This is a genomic window from Cryobacterium sp. TMT2-10, from assembly GCF_004403075.1.
Taxonomy (GTDB): Bacteria; Actinomycetota; Actinomycetes; order Actinomycetales; family Microbacteriaceae; genus Cryobacterium; species Cryobacterium shii.
In genome coordinates this window covers 40,974-58,463 of record NZ_SOGW01000031.1, presented here as the reverse complement: position 1 = coordinate 58,463, position 17,490 = coordinate 40,974, and the positions used below count along the sequence as shown (strand labels likewise).

Sequence of the window (17,490 nt, the reverse complement as noted above, 5' to 3'; positions counted from 1 at the left end):
GGGGCGAGAGCATCGCGGATGCCGTCGCCGCGGAGGCCGGCCTGCTCGGCGGTCCGGTCGGCGAGGCCTGGCTCGGGCTGGCGGCGGCGTGGCAGGTGGCCACCCAGGCCGGGGCGCCGCTGGCGGCCTGCCTGCGCCAGCTCGCGGGATCCTTCCGGGAGCTCGGACAACTGCACACCGACCTCCAGGTCGCCCTCGCCGGGCCGAGCGCCACGGCGCGGATGGTGGCGTTCCTGCCCGTAGTCGGCGTCCTGCTCGGCAGCCTGCTGGGCTTCGACACGCTGCGCACGCTGTTCCTCACCGTGCCGGGCTGGGTCTGCCTGGCGGGCGGGGCGGCGCTGATGCTGGCGGCCGACCGCTGGAACCGGTGGCTCGTCCGGGGGGCCCGGGCGCGCGACCAGACCCCGGGTCTCGAACTCGAACTGACCGCGATCGCCATGACCGGCGGCGGCTCGATCGACCGGGCCCGGGGCCTGGTCGACGCGGCTGCCGAGCGGTTCGCGCTGCGCCGCGGGCACTCGGTGGCCGCCATCGAGCAGGTGCTCGCCCTGTCGCAGCGGGCAGGGGTCCCGGCCGCCGAGCTGCTGCGCAGTGAAGCCGAGCAGCTGCGCCGGGACGCCCGCAGTGACGGCCAGCGCAGGGCCGCCACCCTCGGCGTCACGCTGATGATCCCGCTCGGAGTCTGCGTGCTGCCCGCCTTCATGCTGATCGGGGTCGTGCCGCTGCTGGTGACCGTCCTGTCCTCCACAGTCCTGGTCTTCTGACGGATCGCACCGATTTCCGCCCCGGCGATCGGGCCGACCCGTGCCGGGAGAGTCTGGGTGCACTCGTGCCGCCACACACCGCGTCGCCCGACGCGAGAAGGAGACGAACGCATGCCCAGCACCGATCCAACCAGCACCGGTCCCACCCCCACCGGTCCCACCGTTCCCGCGGGCACACTCGACCCGGCCGGCACGTCGCGCTGGGCCTCGAACGCCGGCTCCTCGGGCCGGCGCTCCCGCCTAATGCGGGCGTGGCCGCGCCGGCGCGACGAGACCGGGGCGGCGACGGCCGAATACGCGGTCGCGACCATGGCCGCGGTCGGCTTCGCCGGCCTGCTGATCGTCATCTAGCGCCCATAAAAGACGAGCGGACGGGTCAGCGTTTCGGAAGGGCTTCGCCAGCCTCACGGACCACAGCGGCGATGTCGAGGTGCAAGGCGAAGCAGGGCGCATCGAGCTGGTCGACATTCAGCACGCGCTCGCCGCGGAGGTACTTCGACATTTGCGACTGGGAATCCCGACGGCCAGACCGAGGCGGGGAGGCCTGCCGAGGCCGGTGACAGCAAGCTGTGACGCCGAGCACGGGGCGCCTGGGCGTGCCGCCGATAGACTCCCGATATCGAACAGGGGGAACCATGAAGCTGCACGCCGTCGCCATCACCGCAACCGTTCTACTGCTGGCCGGGTGCTCAGCGGAACCGAGCGAGATCGCCGGGGGCACAACCGCCACGGCGACACCCACGCCCACCATCAGCCCTACCCCTACGTGGACAGCGAAGCCATGGCCGACAGATATCCCCTCAGTAGTGGAGGCACCCGACGTGGCGGCAGCACCGGTCGAAGCGTCCGGTCCGAGCTACGACGACGAGACATTCCTCGCAGCTCTTGGCACGATAGATCCGGGACTGGCACACGAGCGATCACTGAACCGCGCCGCAAACACCTGCGTGGACATCGAGGAGGGGAAGGACAGCACGACGATTCTCATGAACATGGAAGCACGGTTCGAAGGCGGCACGGTGCCGAACCTCTCCGGCGGGCAACTCGCCTCGATGCTCAACCTGATCAAGACCACCTGCGACTAGCTGACGGGACCGCGGCGTACACTCCCGGGCATGGATGACGACCTCGACGCCATAGATCCGCCTCACTGCCCGAACTGCTTGGAGAGCTGTGTGGCCGGCGGCACGACGACGCACCCGTACTGGGTGTGCCCGTCGTGCCGGGTGGCGGTTCTCGCGCGAGGTTAGGCGGTACTGGCGATGAACGCGCCGACGAGGTGCGCGGCGTGCCGGTCGAGGGTCTGGCGGCCGCGGTCGTATCGGGTGGACGACGCACGAAAAACCCCGCTCGACGCATGGGGAGGACGTCGATCGGAGTTCGTTGCTGTTCCAAAACGAGACGGCGTGCTAGTCCGCGTTGTCCTCGGAAAACTCTATTTCGCCTCGGCGAATCATTGGCATGAGCAGGGCTGATCCGAAAACCCGCAGGGTGATATCTGCGATGGATTGACGAACGTATGGCACGAGGGCCATGAGCGCGACGTTGTTCACGAAATCAAGCAGGATGTCCCGAGGAATGGAACGAGCACCGATGCCATCTAGCACGTACTCGGCACCTACATCTGAGACGATCACGCCGAGGTCGGTATCGAACCGAGTTATCAGACGCACGCGGAAACCATTGTCGGCATCGCGGTAGTCGATTTGCAGGTCATACGAGGGCTCAACGGCTTCGCCCTCTTCCGTATCTGGAGAGACCTTTCCACGGCGAGCCGAGAGCTCGAACACTGAGACGTCGGAAAGGGAGCAGTTCTCTACGACACTCTCAAGACTGATCGTCTCTACCTCAGACATCCACGTACTCAAATCTCGTTACGTGGCGAACGTGCGCCGACACGGGGCCTGGGGTTTTCCATCCGACCAGGAGTGCCGACTTCGCCCATATTGCTCCGGCTGCCCCTGGGGTCCGCACGGACTTCACGATTGCGTCGAAAGAGTCGTCAGAGGTGCAGCACGCGTCAGTTACCGTGTGTTCGATCTTCGCCCCCACGGCCAATGCGTATCTGCGAATGCTGGCGAGGGTGGGATTGCTGTCATAGTGCTCGAACGCGGCCACGGTGGGCTGGCTCACGCCCATCCGTTCCGCCACCTCGGCCTGGGTGAGACTGTGCTTCTTTCGCTGAGCGATGAGCTCAGTCAGCAGGCGATCATGCTCATCCACGAGGGTTCCGGCGAGCAGCTCCAAGCGAGCGGTGTCGTTCGTCATAGATCAGACTCTATATCGCTGCGGCCGGGTCGGCAATTCCCCAGAATGCGGGTTGACCGCTGTCGTAGAACTTCTTAGCGATGTTGATCTCTTGATCCTGGGCATCGTTGACATCCCCCACCAAGTCCTTTTCGTGGATGTGGTGTCCGATGAAATGCCCAGGCACAGTGTCAGGTTCCGAGTGGTACAGACGCACCAGGGCTTTCCCGAAAATCGACACACCATCAACAACGCTCGTCACGTTGATCGTCTGCCACCGGATCTCGTACAGCGGAGGTGGATTCTCGACGTCAACAGCCTTGACCTCGGCCACGGGCCGCAACTGGCCGCGCTTGGCCTTCTCGATCCGTCGTTCAAACTCGACTTTTGCCATGGCTCTGTTGTATGGATTCCACACTCGACCGTCTGCCTCGAGAGCGGTGAAGAATGCGACGGTCGCGGCGTCAAGATCAGACCCAGGGGAACAGGTCGGGAACCCGAACCATCGGAAACCGACGGGTTGCCCCGCACTGCATCGAGACGATTCGTCGAAGGGTGGCATTTCATGAGCCTATCTGCAGGCCAACGTCACATCGGCCACCAAAAATAGCCCCGGCCACCCTCCGAAGAGAGTGGCCGGGGCCATTGTCGTGCAGGTGATGCGCTTGAGTTATGCCGGGACCCACGCGCCGTCGCGCACGAACCCGTGGTGACCGCAGATGCGGCACAGCAGGGACGGTGAAAGCGTCAGGGGATCCCGGGATTCGATCGTCCACGAGTAGTCGGCGGCGTGCGTGGGCACCCAGCCCTCGCAGGGCGCGCCGGTGTCGGGTCGCGGGTGCGTGTAGGCGAGTCCGTGCAGTTCGCCGTTCCATTCGCGCAGCTCGCCGGTGACCCCATGTCCGAGGTCGATCGGGGTCGCTGCAAATTCGTCTGGCATCGACGTTCTACGCGGTGTGCTGGGCCGTATAGGTCGGGACTGCGCTCGAGCCGAGCAGCCACTTCTCTGCCTTGGGCCAGCGCTTGCCGAGCTGCCGTGCGCCCCAGTAGTAGAGGGCGATGACCGCAGCGGTGGCGGCGGCCGCGAGGATGTCTTTCACGGACGGGCCGAAGACAACCTGAGCCTGGGCGAGGACCGTGGCCGCGATGGTGAAGTGTGCGAGCAGGTAGGCGAGGATCGAGCCGATGAGGATCGGCGTGTAGGTGCGGATGTAGGCGATCGCGCGGTCTCGGATCGGGGGGAAGAGGTCGGTCACGGGGTAACTCCTTGGGTTGGGGTGATGATCGGGTCGACGCGGCAGGGGCCGGCGACCGTCTGCGTGGTGGTGGTGCCGTCGGGCTGGGTGAGGGTGAAGAGCCAGTAGCCGTCGTCCTGGCAGAGGATGGACGCGATACCGGTGCCGGTGAGACCGGTGAGTCCGATAGGGCCAGGGACTTGGCTGTCGGCCCCCGCTGCGCCCGGCGGGCCTTCGTTGGTGGAGTCTGCGCCCGCTGCGCCTGTGTTGCCGATGGGGCCGGGCACGATGGACACGGGGCCGATTGCTCCCGTAGCTCCGGTGCAGTCGAGCCGGATGGTGCAGTAGGCAGAGACCGACGAGGCAACCTCGGCAGCAGTCGGCGGTCGGCCAGGATCACCCTTGATGGAGATCCCATCGAGGCCGTTGTTGCCAGATTTGCCCGTGACGGTTTCAGCGAGCGGGGCAACGGGTGTCACGCCCTGGTCCTCCACCTGGGAGTGCAGCGCGTCATTGTTCATGGAGACTGCCGCCAGCTCGCGGCCCTGCCGGTCGACGGTGCCCATCAGGAACACCATGGCGCCGAGCATGCCGATGAGCGCGAGCGCCGTGACAACGTTCGGGCCGATACCTCGTCGTGCGGTCATACGCGGAAACCTCCTTGGATCAGAAAGACGGTGAATGCTGAGATGAACGGCCCACCAACGAGGCCGATGAGTGTCCACCTGTTGCGGGTGCGCTGATCTTCGGCCCGGTTGTCGGCGGCGATCACCGCAGCCTTCGAATCCCGGCTGCCCGTTTCGAGATCCCGGAGCCGGGAGCTGACCCTGAGTTGGTCGGCGGTGTATAGCTCGAGCGAAACGACTTTCCCGCCGAGTTGGTGAATGGCTTCTTCTACCCGAGTGAGTCCCCGCATAAGTTCCCACGGGGTTGGTTCGGGTCCGTTGTCAGCCACGTATCGGCTCCTCAGTGGTGAGCTCTGGTTCGCAGTCGCACCAGTCGGAGGACCAGCCGTGGATGCACGTCGAGTTCCAGTTGTGCTGGCAGGCCATGGGGCTCCTTGGTTTGTGTGAGAATGCGGGCATGCCGAATCAGCCGAAGACCCCGATCACGGCGACCCGGATCCCGGAGGAGTTGAAGGCCGCGGCGAAGGCGAAAGCGGCCGAGCGCGGGGAGACGCTCACTGCTGTGATCGTGCGCGGCCTGGAGGAGTACGTGGCGTCTCCCTGAAATGGGGGTGGGTCCGACTAGACGGAGGTGTATATACACCTCTAGAGTCTGACCTATGAAGACTTTCTGGGGTGTCGTTGTTGCTGTTGTCGTTGCCGTGTTGCTGACCGGGTGCGGGGAGGTTGCGGTGCCGGCCGGGGCTCACCGGACCGGTGTCGCTGTGGAGCGCACGTGGACGCCCACGCCGGCTGCACTGGAGATCATTCCGGTCGAGGCGGACGCAGAGGCCGAGCCCGCGCCCGTTGACGCCGACGCCCAAGAGGAAGACACCACCGATGCGGTGGAGGTCGTCACCCCGCCGGAAGCCGCGCCATCCCCCGCGGCCCCGCCCGTCAACGGTTCCCCGCCCGTCGACGTTGCCCCCGCCGCCCCAGCAACCCCGACTGTCAACCCATTCGATGAGTGGATGGCGAACCCGACGTTCACGTGTGACCCCGGATTCGCCCCCGGATGGATCAATGAGCAGGGCGTTCCCACCTCCTGTGTGGCGAACTAGTCACGAGTGCGATGAAACGATGATGTCTGCTTGACGGAAGTAAATGCTGGACGCATCGTTGCACCTGCCCTGCAACTTGTAGACGTGCGAGCCCGCAGCAGGCGTGTGTCGAACACGCAGGGTAGCTGAGCACATCGGCCCAGAGCCGGCCACGTTGGCAACCAGAATATTGGTCAGCTGCTCGCCAACAATTACGCCGTCACACAGGATGCCCATGGCGGCAAGCCGGTCAGCGCCAGAGCCACCATTTGCGATCAGCGCGGTGCTCTCGATCGTCACCTGCTGGATTCCATCTGTCACGACGGTCGAAGCGACGAAGGGGATGTCCGTCATCGCTGTTGTTGCCAGGTATTCGGCATCGGAGTACAGCCGCCAGGCCTCACCGAGGATCCGCTGTATTCTCGCGCCCGTCACCTTGCCGCCGAAATTTACGTTTCCGTCGATGTGGCCCAGGGCGTTGGATCCAAACGTAATGCCGGTGCTATCGACGGTCAGGTCATTCGTGGCCTGCCCCGGGTTGGCCTTGAATGCCATGCCGGCCGCGTTCAGCTTGGCGTACGGAGAGCTGACACCACCTGCGAATGACTCGATACCGATGCCTGCTGTGAGAACGATCCTGGCGACAGTCGTGCTCGCAGACGTTTGCACGGTTGCGCCGGTAATCGTTTTTCCGTCGATGGCGCCAGCGCTGATCATGGCCGCCGAGATGGTTCCCGCTGCAATACGCGCGGCAGCGATCGAGCCGGAGGTGATCTTGCCCGCGTCGAGGTTGGCGATTTTCGCATCGGTGATTACAGCGTCGGCGAGGATCCCGGATGCCGCAGTGATGGTGCCTGCGACCATCTTTGCGGCTGTGATCGTTCCCGCCGCGATCTCCGTTGAGGTGATCGTCCCTGCGGCGATCTTTCCCGCGGTGATGGTGTTTGCGGCAATGTCCGCGGCGACGATGGTCCCTGCCGTGATCTTGCCTGCGACGACGGCACCGGCAGCGAGCTCGGATGCCGTGATCGCGCTGGCGGCGATTTGGCTCGCCGTGATCGTGTCCGCGGCAATCATCGCAGCCGTGATTGTGCCAGCCGCGATACGTGCGGCGGCGATGGACCCCGCTGTGATCTTGCCCGCGTCGAGGTTGGCGATGACGGCATTGTCGATTGTCCGTGCCGCCCACGCTCCGGCGGCGAACTCCCACTGGCCGACAATGACACCAGCGGTCGTCCGGAACCATACGTCCCCGGCGGCGTACGAGGTGCCCGAGGCATCCGCGCTCGTGGAGAAGATGATCTTGTTCTTGCCGTTCGCCGTCGTCTGCGCAGTGACGGCCTTCCCGTCGGCGGCAGCGGCAGCCGTCGCTGCGTTATTCGCGGCCGTCTGCGCGGTGTTGGCAACGTTCTGCGCGGTGACTGCCTTCCCGTCGGCCGTGTTCGCTGCGGTCTGCGCGGTCGCCGCGTTCGAGGTCGCGGTGTTCGCTTGGGTTTGCGCGGTGGCGGCGTTCGTCGTCGCCGTGTTCGCTTGACCTTGCGCGCTGTTCGCGGTGCTCTGCGCAGTCGCGGCGTTCGTAGTGGCTGTGTTTGCCTGACCTTGCGCGGTTGAGGCGGCAGAGGCCGCCGCAGCGGCCGCGCTGGCAGCATCCGTGGCAACCTTGTCCGTCACTGCGGCCCATGTGGATCCGGACACCCACTTTTTGGGCGTGTTCAGGTTGCTCGTGGTGTCGATCCAGAGAGTGAGCGTGTTCTGGTACGCGGCGCCAGGTGCGGCCGTCTGGTAGAGCACTACCGCTTTCGCGTTCGCGATGCCCGCGGCGGCGGCGGCGTTCGCGTCCGCAGTGTTCGCCTTCGTCTGCGCCGCTGCAGCATTCGTGACCGCTGTGTCCGCCTGAGTCTGAGCGGTCGACGCTGCGGTCGTGGCCGTGTTCGCTGTCGACTGGGCCGCCGAAGCCGCCGAGTTAGCAGAGGCCGCATTCATGGTCGCTGTGTCGGCCTGGCCCTGAGCGGTCACAGCTTTCGCGTCTGCCGTTGACGCCGCCGAGATCGCGCTGTTCGCCGCAGTCTGCGCGGTCCCCGCCGCGTTGTTCGCCGTGACCGCTTTCGCATCCGCAGCAGCAGCGTTCGTGACCGCTGTGTTCGCGGTCCCCTGAGCTGCGACAGCCGCCGACTGGGCCGTAGCCGCGTTCGTCGTCGCGGTGTTGGCCTGAGTCTGCGCAGTCGCGGCGGCGGTGTTCGCGGTAGCAGCCGAGGCAGCAGCGTCCGTGGCAGCCTTATCCGTAACCGCGGCCCACGTCGTGCCCGACACCCATTTCTTCGGCGTGTTAGCCCCGCCTGTCGTGTCGATCCAGAGCGTCAAGGCATTCTGATACGCCGCCGATGGCGCGGTGGCCTGGTAGAGGACAACCGCCTTGGAATTGGCAATTCCGGCAGCGGCAGCGGCATCAGTTGATGCCGTGTTCGCGGCAGTCTGGGCCGTCGCCGCGTTGGTCGTGGCCGTATTCGCTTGGGTCTGGGCGGTGGCGGCGTTGGTGGTCGCGGTGACAGCCTTGGCGTCCGCTGTCGCGGCGTTCGTGACTCCAGTATTCGCCGTTGTCTGGGCGGTCGTGATGGACGTATTCACGGCAGTGGCAAGCTTGGTGGAGTCCACAGCATTGGCCGCAATGTTGCCGGCAGCAATCGCACCTGCAGCAATCTGCGTGGTCGTGATCGTGTTGGCGGCGATCTTGGCCGCGTTGATCGCGAGGTCAGCCAGCGCGTTGGTGCCGAACTGCGCTGAAACCCATGCTGCCCCGTTCCATGAGGAGAGCCTGTTTCCATCGTCAGTGTCGAACCAGAGGTCGTTTACCTGGTGGCCGGTGCCTGCCGGGGCAGTCGTCTGATACCAGACCCGGTTCTTACCGTCTGCCGTGGTTTGGGCCGCGCCTGCTGCCGAAACTGCGATGCCCGCGTTCGTGAATGCGTCGTCAGCCTTCGCCTGGGCTGTGGCGGCGGATGACTGCGCTTGAACAGCCTTGCCGTCAGCGATCGACGCATCTGCCACCGCGACACTGGCCGTGGACTGTGCCGCCGCCGCGTTCGAGACAGCCGTCTGGGCCGTCGCCGACGTCGACTGGACCTGTGTGCCGGTCGGGCGCTGGAGTTCGCGCAGCTGCTCCTCGAGAGAGAGGATGCGGTCGATCAGGGGTCCCAGACCGTCGCCGGAACGGGTCTTGTACAAGCCCATCAAATGCCTACTTTCGGTGCTAGTTGAATCTTGATCGAGTCGCCCTTTTCATCGCCGGACAGGCCGACGATTCGGTGGCGGAACGGGCCGCCGTCCTGGAGGTACGCGTCCCCCCGGCCCGTCGCCGGATCGAAGGGGGCCACCCCCAGGTCGGCAAAGTCCCCGACCGCGTATGAGCCGACAGCGGGGCCGGCGGGGTTGCCGTCGGCGTCGACCGGTTTCGCCTGGGCGGTGAACGACCACGTTTCCGTCGAATACCGACCCGCAGCCACATCATCGGCGGCGTAGGAGTCGAGGGTGGCCTGAACGGACACGCCTGAGTGCGAGGTGTCGGCGAGTTCCATCAGCGGGTAGCCCGCATCCACGAGGAGCGGGTCGTAGGCGCGAGCCACCAGAACCGTGTCGGCCTGCCGGCCGCCTGTCTGCCATGCCATCGACCCCATCTCGGAGGCGTCCTCGTCGATCTTGAGCCCGGACGCCGCCGACTGGGGCGCGGTCAGGTCCCACAGGGGCACCGATTGGGACGTGAGGAGCGGCTGCGCGACCGTGCCCGTGCGGAAGAGCGCTTCGACGCCCATCCCATCCGTGGTGAACCGGGATTGGAACTTCATCTCCGGGCCGTTCTCCAGTTCGGAGATCTGCTTGATCGCTTCTCCGACCGACTTGAAGTCGGCGCCCAGATACGTCTTGGTGAGGTCGGCGAGCTCGTCGTCCTGGAACACGATCGGCAGCGCCCCGCCCGTCCACAGGTGAGCCTGCTGGATGAGGCGTTTCGCCCTCGTGCCAAGGCTGACGCCGTTGATCACCGTCGAGAGTAGTGGGTTCGGGATCGTCTTGGTGGGGTCGGCAGGGTCGGGAACCGTCCACTGGTCCAGCCCGATCGTCTTGGCTAGGAGCGGAAGGATCAGCCGGTGGTTGTAGTACGACCCCCAGCCGAGCGCGCCGAGCTTCAACGTGCCGGCGTCGCGGTCGTAGTTGCGGGTCCAGATCGGCCCGCACGCCATGATCACGCCGCCCTCCTCCACGCCCAGATACGCTTTCGCCGGGGTTGCCACGTTGCGGAGGTTCAGGGAGCGGATCTCGGGGGAGTTCATGTCCACCGTCACGTCGACAGATTCGGGAGCACCGATCCTGTCAGACCAGGGGCCCGACAGCACGTCCAGGTTGCGGACAGCGAGACTGCGCGAGCGGAGATCCCCGATGAAGTATCTGGTCACGTCCGACTACTTGGCGGCGTCAGCGAACACGGCGCGCACAGCTGCTTCAGTGGCAGCCTCGACCTCTACGGCAGTGAGCCCAGACCCTTTGCCGGCGAGCCCAGCAACGACCGCTGAGACCAGCAGGGGTGCGAGCGCGGCAGCTACTGCGTCGGGGTTTCCTGTGCGCTGTGCGAGCTTCCTGCCAGTGATGGCCGTGAGGGTGTTCCAGACCAGGCCGTCGGGCATCTGCACCCAATCACCCACCAGCCCGGTTGCTCTCAGGGAATCGACCTCGGTCATGCTGTTCAGCGGGATCAATTCGCCGTCCTCGGTGAGGAGGCCCATCGAGCCGTTGTAGTTGCGGATCAGTACGGACATGGGGCGTCTCTTTTCTGCGAGTGGGGCGGAATCGAGCGCCGCAGAGGACGACCCGAGGTTGAGCAGCGGGTCGACTTGCGACCCATCAGCCATGCGCAGCTCTTGGTGGCTGTGCACGAATTTCGTTCCCGTATTACCCATGACGGCGAGGATCTGACCCTGCTTCACCGTGTCGCCCGACGACACGGCTTGGGAGGCATGGTGCGCGAGCAGGGAAGTCCAGCCGTCCGGATGCTTGATGACGATCCGGTTGCCGTAGGTGCCGAACCACCCGTGCGCGATGACCACGCCGGCGGCAGGAGCTCGAATCTCCAGGTCAACCGCATTGCCATCGCCGTGACCCTGATCGATGCCGTTGTGCGGGAATCCGCGCCCAATGTCTTCGCGGAAGCGAGTGGTGATGCCGCCACGCGCGGCCAGAATGATCGATGGCATCAGTACTCCGTGACCGTCATTGCGGCACCCTCGACGAAAACCGCCGACGCCGCAGAGGCAGTGACCTGGAGCTTCCACGTATGCGAGCCCGCGGGGGGAGTCGACCACGCCTTGTAGCCGAAATACACGCGGGACAGCCCGGAGAGCGGGATCGTTGTCGACCCCGCGGGGACCAGCCCAATCGCCACGCCGTCACACACGACGCGGAAGATTACAGCCCGGTCAAGACCAGACGAGCCATTGAACGCGACCGCATCCCAGTCGACGATGACCTGCCCGCCGTAACTCGTCGCAGTCAGCGTCGTCAAATCTGTGTAGGCGGTTCCGGCCAGTGTCTGCCCGACGCTTGCAGCACCCAATAGCCCTGCAGAGACTTTCCTCCACCCAGAACCGGACCACTGTGCGGGGATCGCGCCGGCAGCCACGAACGAGAGTTGCCCCGGTGCCGCCGTGAGGTACAGGTCACGCTCAGCAGTCGTGCGGAACAGGATCACCCCGCCCGCCGTCGTCGTGAACCGATGCGTCGGCGTGACCACCACACCGTTAGAGTTCGTCGCCGTTGCGTCGAATGGGACCGTGACCGTGCCCAACTCTTCCGCACCCGCGATGCCCGCAATGGACGGCTTCACCGGGGAGGCAGAGGCCGCCCCCGAGATGACGCCGATGAACGGCAGGTCGTTCGCATCCAAGTACGGCGACCCGGACTCGTTCTGCTTGAAATAGATCACGGAGGTCTGCGAATTCGCCAGCGGGATCGGAATCAGCGGCGACAGACCGTCACCATCGTTCGCCATGAACAGGGGCCCGCCGCCACGCACGGACACACCCTCGAACGCGGCAACATTCAACTTCATGTCCGACCGAGCCGAGATCAGAGCATTCGCGTGCCGGGGGAAGATGCCGCCACGAGGGACACCATTCGTGTCGCGGACGATCAGACCAGCTAGGTCCTTGCGGAGCTTAGTCGAATCGACCTTGTTGGACACGCCGGGGAATGCGTCAATGAGGGCCATGGTGTCTCCTACCAGTTGGCGGGGCTCGTGCGAGCCGTGAGGATGGGGGTGCCGGTGACGACACCCAAAGAATTGAACTGAATGAGCCGGGAGCCGGGAGCGCCGCCGACGGCAGCAGGGACCGACCAGAACTCCGAACGGGTCAAATACCGGGACACGTCAGAAGGCCCGTCCATCGAAACCCGGCCCGTGCGCGGATTCAGGTAGATGGTCGAACCATCCGGGATCGGACGCTCGAACCGCAGAGTGCTATTCGTCACGCCCTCCACCAGCTCGAACCCACCCGACATTCCGCCGGTCACCTCGAGCATGGAGAACGTCTCAGCAGCGCCAGTGTTCAGCGTGAGGACCCGGCCAGGATCGCCCGGGGTGCCGTAGCTGATCGGGTACGGGACCGGGTAGGCGATACCACCGCCAGGGGTCGGGAGGCCGGTGGAGACCGAGACGGCGGGCCCGTAGCGGAGCGGGTCGCGGGCCACCATGAGGATGCTGAACTCGCACACCCTCGCGCCGGGATCCGGCGTCGGAACGAACCTCCGTACCGACACGCTCCGAGAGGTGGTGCCCGCATCGTCGGTCACGGATACCATCACCGGGCGGCCAGTCGAGACGGCCGCGGAGAGGGTATTCATCATCGACAGCCACGAGGCTCCGCGAAACCATCCGTCCATATCGAGAACCAACGACGACCGCCAGTCCTCGGCGGCACCGAACGCGCCATGCCCAACCGGGCGCTCACGGATATCAGACTTAGCATCCGACACGGAATACCAGTCGCTGAAGAACTTCTTACCCACCTGGTAGACACCATCACCGGGCTGGTACGTGCCATCCATGCCGATTCCGCCGACGTTTACAATCGCGGTCATGGTTACCTCCCTGCCAGCGCGTTGGTCAATTCATGGCCGAGGATGCGGCCGAGCACCCGCGGGTCTTCGTTCTGCACAGTCACGACCTCGACCTTGACGACGGCCGGGCGATCCGAGGTGCGCACGCCAGGCGCGGCCACATTGATCCCGCCGGCGCCCATCGGCATCACGCCCATGCGGCGCATGGTTTCGAGAAGGATCGACATCGACCGGGCTGACCCGTCGATGGGGATGAACGACTCAGGCACGTCGCCGCGATCGCCAACCACCCGCCACGTCGACGGCGGCACGACCTGAGCAGTGTGCGACATCGGCGTGAGCCCGTGAAGGCCGCCCTGCGCCATGAACTCGAGGATGTTCCCCCGCGCGTTGTAGGCCGCCCCGACCTGCCCGCGCGCCGCGCCCGTCTCCTTGACGACCTGGTTGATAACCACGTCACGACGACCTGGAATGTTGTTCAGGTCGCGCACGAACTGGGCGATCTTTTCGCTGGCTGTCGCGGTGTCGGCGTTGATGATGACCGAGCCATCAGGCAAACTCGTGATGCGGTCTGCGAGGCCCTGCACCTTCGTCTGCTGGTCAGTAGCGTTCGACCCGAACTCCGTGGTCGCCGACGCGGGAGTCTGTAACACCGTGTCAATGAGCGCCCGCGCCTGCCCCTCGGTCAAGCCCATCTGCGTGAGCTGACCTACAAGAGCATCCGTACCGTTGCGGTACCGAGCGGCGAGCTCATCTTGACCCTCACCCGTAGCAGCCGCTGCGCCAACCTCGTCTGCCATCGCAGCGATCGAGTTGCGCACCTGATCCTCAAGCAGCTTGCCCGAGTCCGATGCGCGGATGTGCGCCAGATCAATGCCGTCGAGTCCGATGGCTGCCCCATCGGCGCTGAACCCGACTTCACCGATCGCGCCGGCCAGACGCAGCGAGGCGTCGTTGAGGAAGCCCATCGCTACCGCGCCCTCACCGAACTCGTTCAGCTTCGCGCGCGCCGGCTCAAGGCCCTCATCAATCAGCTTCCTGCGCATGGTCTCAGCGGCGTCGGCCGTGATCTCATCGAACCCCGACATGCTGTCGATCATCGAATCAAGCCCCGTGAGGTCGGCGTCCCCAGGAAGCCACTCGATCAGATCCCTGATGCCCTTGACGGTTTCACGCAGCGGCCCTGATACGAACTCGCCGAGGGACTCAGCGCTGACCGCCGTCGACTCGACCATGGAGACGCCGAAGTCGATAGCCCCGTTCGCGAGGTCCAACATGAACTGCATCACCGGGCCGCGGTTCTGCGACACGAAATCGGCAAGCTCGGCGAGCGGGTCAGAGAACGCCGCCGCCAAGGCACCCTTGATGCCGTCCGCCGCGACCTCGATGTTCCGGGACGCCTGCTCCATCTTCGTCGCGTCGTTGTCCGAGAGGGTGTCGAACATCTTCTGCGCGGAACCCGTCACGCCGTCGAGCTGGGCAACAGCGGTCGACAGGTCCATCGAGAAGAGCGCCGCGCCGAGGTCCTCCGCCTGGGTGCCGAAGAGCGCCACTGCTGCAGCGTTGCGCGCGACAGGGTCCTCCATGTTGCGGAGCCCGTCAAGTACCTGATCGAGCCCCTCACGAGCGCCCTCGCCTCCGCGCGCGATTTTCGCCGTCATCTCCTCGGCGTTCAACCCAAGCGACTTGAACCCCTCCGCCGACAGCACTGAGGCGTCGGTCGCGCGGATCTGGAATTCCTTGAGGGCATCCGCGGCGATGTCGCTGTTGCGCGCGCCGCCTTTCAGGCCCTGGTTTATGAGCCCCATCGCTTCCTCGCCGGACAATCCGAGGCGCGAGAACAGAGCCGGGTATTCGGTGAAGGTGTCGATCAGGTCTTCGCTGCGGTTGACGCCCTCACGGGCGCCGGTTGCAAGAATGTCAAATGCGTTCGCGGCGGACTTTGCAACACCAGAACTCAGCATCGTCGTTACCGCAGCGGCGATCGGCCGCACATCCTCACCGAGAACATCGGCGATACCGGATAGTCCTTCGACCACCTTCTGCGCGCTTTTTGTGGAAGTGTCGGCGTCGATGAGGTCGAACTGCAGCGCGAGCCGGGTGGTGTCCATGTTCGCTTCGACGGAATCGCCGAAGACGTTCGCGTATGCTTCACCCGCGACACGGCCGAGACGGAGCGCGTCACCCTCGCTGATGCCAGTCAGGGCTTGCAGCCGGTCGTTGCCGACCTCGACCTGCAGCCCGTCCTGGACAGCGCCGCTGATGGCCTTGCCGATGGCAACACCCGCGAGCACGATCCCGCCCGCGATGGGGATGGCGGCCAGCGCCGCGATGAGAGTCCCCTCGATGTCGCCACCGACCGCGTCGCCGACCTTCTCGCCAGCCCCGCGCGTTGCGGAGTCCAGCCCCTTCGAGAAGGACTTGCCACCCTCCTGCCCGGCCGCATCCGCATCGCTCCGGAACCGGGAAAAGAAACGGCTCAGCCGACTCTCAGCCGGGGTGGTGTCCGCCTCGACCTGGATCTGAGTCTTCGCCGCCTGCAGCCCAGCCAGGTTGCGCTCGATCTTCGACAGGGCAGCCTCAGCACGGCGCACATCCGCCGTCACGTCAAGCCCGCCGAGCGCGCGCACCTCAAGGTCGGCGAGGCGTTGCTTCGCCCGGTCGAGACTCTTCTCAGCCCGGGTGACATCCGCGTCGAGCTTCAGAGCGGTATCCCTCGACACCAGCTTCTTCGCAGCCTGCTCCACCCGGTCCATGCCGGCGAGTGCGTCCTTCTCGTCCGCCTTGACCTTCTGCGTGATCGGCTTCTTCTCGATCCGCTCGCCGATGGTCTTGACGTCCTTGTCGGCTTTCTGCACCTGGCTGGTGTCGGCCGTGAACAAAACCTCGAGCTCGGCAGCACGTAGCGTGGCCATGGATCACCTCCGGGTGAGCACCGCACGCAAGCGCGTCGGGCTGTCGATCAGACTGAAAATCACCGCCCGAACACCGGGCCATGGACGTGCGAGAACAGCGGGGTCGTACAGGTCGATGCCGCGCTCAGCGAGCTCGGCGACGACCAGCCGCCAGTTGGTGATGAGCGCGAGCAGCGACCCGTCGATGTCAGCCGCCGGCGTCTTGCCTGGCAGCGCGTCGGGTGCTGCTGGTTTCAAATGTTGGGGCACCGGCTTGTAGTCCGCATACCACCCGTCGGCATCAGGTTCCCCGATACCGTACGGCGCCCAGTCCTCGGCGGTGTTCAGCCTTTTGGGGCCGCATCACCTGCAATGCCGGGAGTGAGGTCACGCGGCAGCCACAACAGCTTCGCGAGGGTGTCGGCGTACTCTTTGCCGCGGGCCCAGTAGAAGACCGCGTAGTACGCCACTCGGTCTATGGTCGCGGCGGGAACCTGGTCGGCGACCAGGGCAGCGTACGCATCGCCCAGGGCGGGGTGCTCGTCGCCGATGCTGTCGAGCATCGCCTGAACCTCAGCGGGGATCTCACCTGTGACGAGACCCAGATTCACTTCGCCTCGGACTGCCGCGGCAAGGATCATTTTCGCGGCCTCGACCGTGGGAGGACGCACCAAGTAGGTGCGCCCTCCCAGCTCGAGCTTGAGGTCGGGCGCCACCCACTCGCCGAAGTCGATAGCACCCACGGGTTACGCCGCCCGCGTGTAGTTGACCGCAGCCGACACGCCTGCAGGCGTGGTGACCACGACGGGCACGGTGCCCGCGGTGTCGGTCGGGAGGACGGCGACGATCGTGGTCGAGCTGATCACGGCGAACGAGGTCACCGCGATGGCCTTGACCGTGACGGCGGTCGCGCCCGTCAGGTTGGTGCCCGTGATGGTGATCTGCTTGCCCGTGCCTGCCGGGTTCACGGCGGGGGAAGCGGCCGACACGCTCGAGATGGACGGCGTGGTGACAGCCCAGCCCGCGAACGGGTTGGCGATCTTGTCGTAGGTGCCCTTGCCGGTCAGGGTGACGGACAGAACTTCGATCTCACCGTTCGGGCCAGAGTTCTGGCGGGTGGTGGCAACGGTGAAAAATCCCTGGCCGGCGTCGTTCGGGTTCGCCGCACCACTCTCGGGCTTGTGATACCAGCGCGCCTCGATGACAGCCGACTCGCCCTTTGCGTCGGGGTTGGTGCGGGCGAGAACAGCCTCGACCTCGGGCAGGTAGAGACCCGTGGTCACGCTGCGGTTTACCTGCGCGTTGAACGCGTGGCTAATGCTCCACCCGGTGACGTCGACGTTCGCCGCGCCGAGGTCGTCGTAGGTCTGCGCGTCCTGTGTGGTCGGTGTGGGGCTGGGCTGAAACCCGCTGATGCGGCGGAACGGCTGCCAGACCTTGGCGGCGAGCGTTCCGACGTTGATGTCGATGCCGTACTCGAAGCTCTTGCCGAGCGTCGTGCCAGCGGGAAGGGGGACTGTGCTACCCATCGAGGGCCTCCAAAT

General features: G+C 65.6%; 22 protein-coding genes. 5 read left to right on the top strand and 17 right to left on the bottom strand.

Annotated features, from left to right (window positions below):
- Together E3T37_RS03720 and E3T37_RS17785 are read left to right on the top strand one after the other, a co-directional pair.
- Positions 1-764 (top strand): type II secretion system F family protein (locus E3T37_RS03720; RefSeq protein WP_134365496.1); only part of this gene is annotated, 764 nt, incomplete at its 5' end.
- A gap of 111 nt (positions 765-875) precedes the next feature.
- Positions 876-1,115: a DUF4244 domain-containing protein gene (locus E3T37_RS17785; protein ID WP_241985457.1), complete on the top strand. Its 240-nt coding sequence runs from the start codon at positions 876-878 to the stop codon at positions 1,113-1,115.
- Positions 1,116-1,140: 25 nt separating this feature from the next.
- Here the strand turns inward: E3T37_RS17785 and E3T37_RS17590 are convergent, their stop codons facing one another.
- Complete coding sequence (locus E3T37_RS17590) at positions 1,141-1,266, bottom strand: hypothetical protein (RefSeq protein WP_255572549.1); 126 nt, start codon at positions 1,264-1,266, stop codon at positions 1,141-1,143.
- A 133-nt stretch (positions 1,267-1,399) separates the two neighbouring features.
- Between E3T37_RS17590 and E3T37_RS03710 the strand changes: the two genes are divergently transcribed.
- On the top strand, positions 1,400-1,849 hold the full coding sequence (locus tag E3T37_RS03710; protein ID WP_134365495.1) for a hypothetical protein: 450 nt from the start codon (positions 1,400-1,402) through the stop codon (positions 1,847-1,849).
- Between the two features lie 324 nt (positions 1,850-2,173).
- Here E3T37_RS03710 and E3T37_RS03705 read toward each other — a convergent pair whose 3' ends face one another.
- The 7 genes from E3T37_RS03705 to E3T37_RS03675 all read right to left on the bottom strand — a co-directional run bounded on the left by E3T37_RS03705 (position 2,174) and on the right by E3T37_RS03675 (position 5,201).
- On the bottom strand, positions 2,174-2,620 hold the full coding sequence (locus tag E3T37_RS03705) for a hypothetical protein (protein ID WP_134365494.1): 447 nt from the start codon (positions 2,618-2,620) through the stop codon (positions 2,174-2,176).
- Complete coding sequence (locus tag E3T37_RS03700; RefSeq protein WP_134365493.1) at positions 2,613-3,032, bottom strand: helix-turn-helix domain-containing protein; 420 nt, start codon at positions 3,030-3,032, stop codon at positions 2,613-2,615. Before E3T37_RS03700 ends, E3T37_RS03705 begins: the two co-directional genes overlap by 8 nt.
- Positions 3,033-3,042: 10 nt before the next feature.
- Complete coding sequence (locus E3T37_RS03695) at positions 3,043-3,405, bottom strand: hypothetical protein (RefSeq protein ID WP_134365492.1); 363 nt, start codon at positions 3,403-3,405, stop codon at positions 3,043-3,045.
- Between the two features lie 276 nt (positions 3,406-3,681).
- On the bottom strand, positions 3,682-3,951 hold the full coding sequence (locus E3T37_RS03690) for a hypothetical protein (RefSeq protein WP_134365491.1): 270 nt from the start codon (positions 3,949-3,951) through the stop codon (positions 3,682-3,684).
- A 7-nt stretch (positions 3,952-3,958) separates the two neighbouring features.
- On the bottom strand, positions 3,959-4,267 hold the full coding sequence (locus tag E3T37_RS03685) for a hypothetical protein (RefSeq protein ID WP_134365490.1): 309 nt from the start codon (positions 4,265-4,267) through the stop codon (positions 3,959-3,961).
- Positions 4,264-4,893 carry a hypothetical protein gene (locus tag E3T37_RS03680; protein ID WP_134365489.1) on the bottom strand — a complete coding sequence of 210 codons (630 nt, stop codon included), beginning with the start codon at positions 4,891-4,893 and terminating at the stop codon, positions 4,264-4,266. The genes E3T37_RS03685 and E3T37_RS03680 overlap by 4 nt, the downstream gene beginning before the upstream one ends.
- Positions 4,890-5,201, bottom strand: coding sequence for a hypothetical protein (locus E3T37_RS03675; RefSeq protein WP_134365488.1), 312 nt, complete (start codon positions 5,199-5,201; stop codon positions 4,890-4,892). Before E3T37_RS03675 ends, E3T37_RS03680 begins: the two co-directional genes overlap by 4 nt.
- 128 nt (positions 5,202-5,329) lie before the next feature.
- On the opposite strand from E3T37_RS03675, the gene E3T37_RS16715 reads away from it, so the two are divergent.
- Both E3T37_RS16715 and E3T37_RS03670 read left to right on the top strand, forming a co-directional pair.
- On the top strand, positions 5,330-5,476 hold the full coding sequence (locus tag E3T37_RS16715; protein WP_166785661.1) for a hypothetical protein: 147 nt from the start codon (positions 5,330-5,332) through the stop codon (positions 5,474-5,476).
- Between the two features lie 55 nt (positions 5,477-5,531).
- Positions 5,532-5,972, top strand: a complete 441-nt coding sequence (locus tag E3T37_RS03670; RefSeq protein WP_134365487.1) for a hypothetical protein — start codon at positions 5,532-5,534, stop codon at positions 5,970-5,972.
- Here the strand turns inward: E3T37_RS03670 and E3T37_RS03665 are convergent, their stop codons facing one another.
- The 9 genes from E3T37_RS03665 to E3T37_RS03625 all read right to left on the bottom strand — a co-directional run bounded on the left by E3T37_RS03665 (position 5,973) and on the right by E3T37_RS03625 (position 17,475).
- Positions 5,973-9,179 carry an SAF domain-containing protein gene (locus E3T37_RS03665; protein WP_134365486.1) on the bottom strand — a complete coding sequence of 1,069 codons (3,207 nt, stop codon included), beginning with the start codon at positions 9,177-9,179 and terminating at the stop codon, positions 5,973-5,975.
- Positions 9,179-10,396, bottom strand: coding sequence for a hypothetical protein (locus E3T37_RS03660; protein WP_134365485.1), 1,218 nt, complete (start codon positions 10,394-10,396; stop codon positions 9,179-9,181). The genes E3T37_RS03665 and E3T37_RS03660 overlap by 1 nt, the downstream gene beginning before the upstream one ends.
- A gap of 6 nt (positions 10,397-10,402) precedes the next feature.
- Entirely contained in the window at positions 10,403-11,191 is a 789-nt protein-coding gene (locus E3T37_RS03655) for a M23 family metallopeptidase (protein ID WP_134365484.1), read from the bottom strand.
- Positions 11,191-12,204 (bottom strand): hypothetical protein, encoded by a 1,014-nt coding sequence (locus E3T37_RS03650; protein WP_134365483.1) that lies wholly within the window; start codon positions 12,202-12,204, stop codon positions 11,191-11,193. The genes E3T37_RS03655 and E3T37_RS03650 overlap by 1 nt, the downstream gene beginning before the upstream one ends.
- A gap of 8 nt (positions 12,205-12,212) precedes the next feature.
- Positions 12,213-13,073 (bottom strand): hypothetical protein, encoded by an 861-nt coding sequence (locus E3T37_RS03645; RefSeq protein WP_134365482.1) that lies wholly within the window; start codon positions 13,071-13,073, stop codon positions 12,213-12,215.
- A gap of 2 nt (positions 13,074-13,075) precedes the next feature.
- Positions 13,076-15,967 (bottom strand): phage tail tape measure protein, encoded by a 2,892-nt coding sequence (locus E3T37_RS03640; RefSeq protein WP_134365481.1) that lies wholly within the window; start codon positions 15,965-15,967, stop codon positions 13,076-13,078.
- A 3-nt stretch (positions 15,968-15,970) separates the two neighbouring features.
- Positions 15,971-16,204: a hypothetical protein gene (locus E3T37_RS03635; RefSeq protein WP_134365480.1), complete on the bottom strand. Its 234-nt coding sequence runs from the start codon at positions 16,202-16,204 to the stop codon at positions 15,971-15,973.
- Positions 16,205-16,290: 86 nt separating this feature from the next.
- Positions 16,291-16,689 (bottom strand): hypothetical protein, encoded by a 399-nt coding sequence (locus tag E3T37_RS03630; protein WP_134365479.1) that lies wholly within the window; start codon positions 16,687-16,689, stop codon positions 16,291-16,293.
- A gap of 3 nt (positions 16,690-16,692) precedes the next feature.
- Positions 16,693-17,475 carry a phage tail tube protein gene (locus E3T37_RS03625; protein ID WP_134365478.1) on the bottom strand — a complete coding sequence of 261 codons (783 nt, stop codon included), beginning with the start codon at positions 17,473-17,475 and terminating at the stop codon, positions 16,693-16,695.
- Positions 17,476-17,490: the final 15 nt, after the last annotated feature.

Bases quoted from the DNA above. Each gene is read 5' to 3' on its own strand.
- E3T37_RS17785 (WP_241985457.1), top strand. From the start codon at position 876: ATGCCCAGCACCGATCCAACCAGCACCGGTCCCACCCCCACCGGTCCC.
- E3T37_RS17590 (WP_255572549.1), bottom strand. From the start codon at position 1,266: ATGTCGAAGTACCTCCGCGGCGAGCGCGTGCTGAATGTCGACCAGCTC.
- E3T37_RS03710 (WP_134365495.1), top strand. From the start codon at position 1,400: ATGAAGCTGCACGCCGTCGCCATCACCGCAACCGTTCTACTGCTGGCC.
- E3T37_RS03705 (WP_134365494.1), bottom strand. From the start codon at position 2,620: ATGTCTGAGGTAGAGACGATCAGTCTTGAGAGTGTCGTAGAGAACTGC.
- E3T37_RS03700 (WP_134365493.1), bottom strand. From the start codon at position 3,032: ATGACGAACGACACCGCTCGCTTGGAGCTGCTCGCCGGAACCCTCGTG.
- E3T37_RS03695 (WP_134365492.1), bottom strand. From the start codon at position 3,405: ATGGCAAAAGTCGAGTTTGAACGACGGATCGAGAAGGCCAAGCGCGGC.
- E3T37_RS03690 (WP_134365491.1), bottom strand. From the start codon at position 3,951: ATGCCAGACGAATTTGCAGCGACCCCGATCGACCTCGGACATGGGGTC.
- E3T37_RS03680 (WP_134365489.1), bottom strand. From the start codon at position 4,893: ATGACCGCACGACGAGGTATCGGCCCGAACGTTGTCACGGCGCTCGCG.
- E3T37_RS16715 (WP_166785661.1), top strand. From the start codon at position 5,330: ATGCCGAATCAGCCGAAGACCCCGATCACGGCGACCCGGATCCCGGAG.
- E3T37_RS03670 (WP_134365487.1), top strand. From the start codon at position 5,532: ATGAAGACTTTCTGGGGTGTCGTTGTTGCTGTTGTCGTTGCCGTGTTG.
- E3T37_RS03665 (WP_134365486.1), bottom strand. From the start codon at position 9,179: ATGGGCTTGTACAAGACCCGTTCCGGCGACGGTCTGGGACCCCTGATC.
- E3T37_RS03655 (WP_134365484.1), bottom strand. From the start codon at position 11,191: ATGCCATCGATCATTCTGGCCGCGCGTGGCGGCATCACCACTCGCTTC.
- E3T37_RS03650 (WP_134365483.1), bottom strand. From the start codon at position 12,204: ATGGCCCTCATTGACGCATTCCCCGGCGTGTCCAACAAGGTCGATTCG.
- E3T37_RS03645 (WP_134365482.1), bottom strand. From the start codon at position 13,073: ATGACCGCGATTGTAAACGTCGGCGGAATCGGCATGGATGGCACGTAC.
- E3T37_RS03640 (WP_134365481.1), bottom strand. From the start codon at position 15,967: ATGGCCACGCTACGTGCTGCCGAGCTCGAGGTTTTGTTCACGGCCGAC.
- E3T37_RS03625 (WP_134365478.1), bottom strand. From the start codon at position 17,475: ATGGGTAGCACAGTCCCCCTTCCCGCTGGCACGACGCTCGGCAAGAGC.